This window comes from Streptomyces sp. NPDC059452 (assembly GCF_042750035.1).
Classification (GTDB): domain Bacteria; phylum Actinomycetota; class Actinomycetes; order Streptomycetales; family Streptomycetaceae; genus Streptomyces.
The window spans coordinates 7896-12224 of the sequence record NZ_JBHYVE010000057.1 but is presented as its reverse complement, the minus strand read 5'-3'; the positions used below and the strand labels follow the sequence as shown (position 1 = coordinate 12224).

Here is a 4329-nt window from a genome sequence, read left to right as displayed (position 1 = left end):
GGGGTGTTTTTTTTTTTTATATATACCATGTTTTTTTGGTTGGGGGGGGCTTTTTTTTTTTACAACCACCCCCGCGGGTCAACTTCACCCCCCCCCCCCCCCGCCCTGTATGTTCACGCGGTGCGTAGTACGCATGGGTCAGCCCATGAACACGGAGCATTCCCTGCCCGAGCCACGGTGGACGGCGACGTCTCCCGGAGCCCACTCGACGAAGACGCACCGGGGCAGGCCGAGGAACGACGCCGGATAGCGCACCCGGACGCCGTCCTCCCGTTGGTGTGTTCCGTCCGCGAGCACCGAGGCGGCGTCGAACACCTCTTCGTAGAGGCTGTCGTCCGCCTCCCAGGCGGAGTACGTCTCCAGTCCGGTCCCGGCGAACCGGCCGTGCAGCTCCCGCTCCAGTGACGCCTGACGCTGCTCCGCACCGAGGAACACCCCTGCCACGGCGGCCGCGACGAGAACAGCTGTGCCACCTGCGGTGAGCACCCTCTGCCTTCGGGAGAGCCGGAGCGTCCCGTCCGTACGCCTGCGGAACCGCAGGACGAGGCTCCCCACGAGGACGCCGAGCGCTCCGCCCGCACTGTTCGCGATGAGGTCGGCCACGTCGTTGGCCCCGAGCCCGGTCACCGCCTGAAGGCACTCGACGAGGAACGACAGCCCGGCCATGGCTGCCAGCACGCGCGGTGGACTGCCGGTCAGCAGAGTCCAGAAGAAGGCGGCCGGGACGAACAGAGCTACGTTCAGCAGAACTTCGGTGCTTGAGTCGCCCGCTTCCCCGCTTCGCGTCTTCCCGTTTACGCGGTGGTCGAGCCGTGCGAAGCGAAAGGTAGTTGATCATGGAGTGGTCAGGCAAAATCCGGCCGAGGAGCACAGGAAACGGCCCTTCGCGAAGGGAGCGAAGGGAAGCCGTCGTCAGCGGTCGGCGTGCACCTCCTGGGCCCGCAGTGCCAGCCACAGGTCGTAGCGGGCACTCGGGGGGCGTAGCAGCGAGCGCTGGAGGATGGTTTCCAGCCGTGTGAGGCGTTTGCGGGCTCCGGGGACGGAGATGCCCAGTTCGGCCGCTGTCGGGCCGAGACGGCCCTCGCACCTCAGCCAGGCCCGCAGGGTGTCCTCGGCCGCCGCGCCACCCACCGGGGCGGCGATCGGGGCCAGTTGGCGGGCGGCCCACTCCTGGACGGCGGGGCGGCGCAGGATCTCGTCGAGGCCGTGCGCCGCCCCGTTCACGTTTCCGGGGTCGGTCGGGGAGGCCGTCTGTGCGGCATCGGTCGGGGAGGCCGTCTCCGCGGGGTTTGGCGTGCAGGCCGGGGCGGGGGTGGCCCGGACGCGGAGGGCCAGGTCGAGCGCCGACTGGTCGGCCAGCCGGTGGAGGTCCAGGCCGAGCAGCTCGCCGATGAACCTGAGGCGGGCGGCCAGGGTGTTGCGGTGGACCTTGAGGTGGCCGGTCGCGTGCGACGAGAACGCCAGCCAGGACGCCGCCGTGGCCGCGAGCTCCTGGCTCCCCGGGTCCTGGGCCCGGCGCGGGACGTGCGTCAGGAGCGGGGTCAGCAGGGCGTCGGCCCACTGCCGTCCTGCGTGCCCGACGACGAGCGCGGGCTCCGGGGCGAGGCCGAACCGGACGTGCCGGGTGGGCAGTTCGCGGGCGACGGCCAGGGCGTGGAAGGCCTGCCGGTAGCCGGTGGCGGTGTCGGCCAGCGGCACCTGCTCGCTGACGCCCACCACGCAGTCGTCCACCAGGGCGGCGAGGACCTCGTCGGTGGCGGTGCCCTCCGGCCCGTCCTCCGCCGGCATCACGATGACCAGGTGGCGGGCGTAGACCGGGCACCGCACGATCCAGGACCGCCCGCCGTCCGCCTCGGCGCAGACCCGGGCCACCTCGTCCCGCCGGTCACTGGAACACTCCACGACACACACCCGTACGGGGTCGGGGAGCCGGGGGCGCAGCGCACCGGCCACCTGCTGGGCGATGGAGAGCTGACCGGTCATCAGCAAATGCAGCACCGCCTCCCGGCCGCGCGACTCGGCGAGGTCCACCCGGCGCCGCTTCCGCTCGACCGCCTCGGCCTCCCAGCACAGGGAGAGCGGCATCAGCGCGTCGGCCAGCAGCGTGGCGAGCCCGGCGGCCACGGGGCGGGGCGTGACGACGGCGAGGAGGGGCGCGGTGGCCTGGTCGTCGGCCGGCAGCGGGAAGAGAAGGGCGGTGTGCTCGCCGGTGTCGTGGGCGTACGCGAGGGCCCCGCGCTCCTTCAGAGCCCGTACACCTCCGGCCACGAGCCCGGCCACGTCGGGGGCGGGGTGGGCGCTTGCGGGGGCACCCTGGGCCTTTCCGGGGGCACCCTGGGCCCTTGCGGACGCGAGTTCAGCCCTCCCGGACGCGGCCTCAGTCCTTCCTGCCACGGCCTCAGCCCTCCCGGACGCGGCCTGGACCCTCCCGGACGAGGGTTCAGCCCTCCCAGGCTCGGCCTGGACCCTCCCGGACGCGGCCTCGGCCCTCCCCGGCGCAGGCTCAGCCCTCCCCGCCGTCGGCTGCACCGTGCCGGATGCGGACAGTACGGTTCCGTCGGAGGCGACGATTCCGGCCCAGCCCGTGGCCCGGCCGGAGAGCCAGCGCAGGAACTCGGCCGTCCCGCCGTTCCGGGCCAGCCGCTGCATTCTCATCAGGTCGTCGGCCCGTTGCCGCGCTCGCACGTGATCCCCCGATCCGTCGCTGCGCCGGGGCCCCGCTGTGCGGACTGATACCCCCGCCGTCGCCTCACTGGGCGCATTGAATCTCCCCGTGCCCCTACCCACCGATCTATGGTCCGAACGTGTTCCGGTACGTCGTTCCGCCACGCCGTTCCGGAACGCTCACGATGCCGGTGGCAGCGGCTCACGGGGGTGGTCGCTGTCGCCGGCCCCTGTGCGCGCCGATGGAGCCCGGCTCCTGGCGAACTGCCCGGCCGGGTCGGTGAACTGGCTGGTCAGGGCCGATTGTCAGTGGTGGCATCTAACGTCGTCGGTGTCCGGACCACACCCGTGAGACGCCACCTGTGAGACGAGGCCCCGCCGTGGAGTTCCGTATCGAGCGCACCGCCCTGACCGAAGCCGTGGCCTGGGCCGCCCGCGTCCTGCCGGTCCGCTCCCCCGTCCCCGTACTGGGCGGGCTGCTGCTGGACACGGAGGGCGGGCGGCTGTGTGTCAGCGGGCTCGACTACGAGGCGTCCGCGCGCATGGACGTGGAGGCGGCCGAGGTCCTGCGCCCCGGGAAGGTGCTCGTCATGGGGCGGCGGCTCCTCGACATCTGCAAGGTGCTGCCGGAGGGGCCGGTGGAGTGCGCGGTGGAGGGCTCGCGGTTCACGGTGTCGGGGGACGGCGCCCGCTTCGGCCTCTCCGTGCTGCCGCTGGCCGACTACCCGGCGCTGCCCTCGCTCCCGCAGGTGCGGGGTGCGGTGGAGGCGGCGGAGTTCGCGGCGGCCGTCGCGGATGTGGCGGTGGCGGCGGGGCGGGACGACACACTGCCCGCGCTCACCGGCATCCGGCTGGGGCTCGACGGGGCGACGGGGACGATGACGCTCGCCGCGACAGACCGGTACCGCTTCGCCGTGCGGACGCTTCCGTGGAAGGCGGCGGCGGACGACGAGAGCGCCGATGTGGTCGTCGCCGCCCGTCGGCTGACGGAGATCGCCCGCTCGCTGGGGCGGTCCGGGCTGGTGAGCGTGGCCCTGGACGCCGGTTCGGCGGGGTTCGAGCACGCGGGGATGCGGACCACCGTGCGGCTGCTGGACGGGCGGCTCCCGCGCCACGACAAGCTCTTCGCGATGGAGAGCCCGGCCGTGGCGGTGGTGGACCGGGCCCGGCTGGTGGAGGCGGTCAAGCGGGTCTCGGTGGTCGCCGACGGGGACAGCCCGGTGCAGATGGCCTTCTCCGGCGCGGACAACTCCGTACTCCTCCAGGCAGGTTACGAGGACGACGTGGCGTCCCAGCGGCTGCCTGCGACGCTGGAGGGCGCCCGCGAGATGACCGTGGCGTTCAACCCGGGGTATCTGGCGGACGCCCTGGCCTCCTTCGAGGAACCCTCGCTGCGGCTGCTGCTGATGGGGGCGGGGCAGCGGGCGATGATCACGGGCGGGGCGGGGCCGGACGACGACGCCCACCGGGACAGCCACAGCGACAGCGACCGACACAGCCACCGCCACAGCGACCGGTACAGCCACCGCCACCTGCTGATGTCGGTGAAGCCGCAGTTGGTGTGAGCGATACGGGCTCCGGGACGCCGGAACGGGGGTGGGGGGGGGGCTCCGGGGGGGGGCCGGCCCCGAACCGCGGCGACCACGACCACGACCAAACAAAAAC

General features: G+C 72.9%; 3 protein-coding genes. 1 reads left to right on the top strand and 2 read right to left on the bottom strand.

Annotated features, from left to right (window positions below; genetic code table 11):
• Positions 1–138: 138 nt before the first annotated feature.
• Both ACFW9Z_RS35960 and ACFW9Z_RS35955 read right to left on the bottom strand, forming a co-directional pair.
• Positions 139–744, bottom strand: coding sequence for a VanZ family protein (locus tag ACFW9Z_RS35960; RefSeq protein ID WP_384647919.1), 606 nt, complete (start codon positions 742–744; stop codon positions 139–141).
• 168 nt (positions 745–912) lie between these two features.
• Positions 913–2394: a helix-turn-helix domain-containing protein gene (locus tag ACFW9Z_RS35955; RefSeq protein ID WP_384647916.1), complete on the bottom strand. Its 1482-nt coding sequence runs from the start codon at positions 2392–2394 to the stop codon at positions 913–915.
• A 650-nt stretch (positions 2395–3044) separates the two neighbouring features.
• Here ACFW9Z_RS35955 and dnaN point away from each other — a divergent pair.
• On the top strand, positions 3045–4229 hold the full coding sequence (gene dnaN / locus ACFW9Z_RS35950; protein WP_384647912.1) for a DNA polymerase III subunit beta: 1185 nt from the start codon (positions 3045–3047) through the stop codon (positions 4227–4229).
• The last annotated feature ends 100 nt before the right edge of the window (positions 4230–4329 follow it).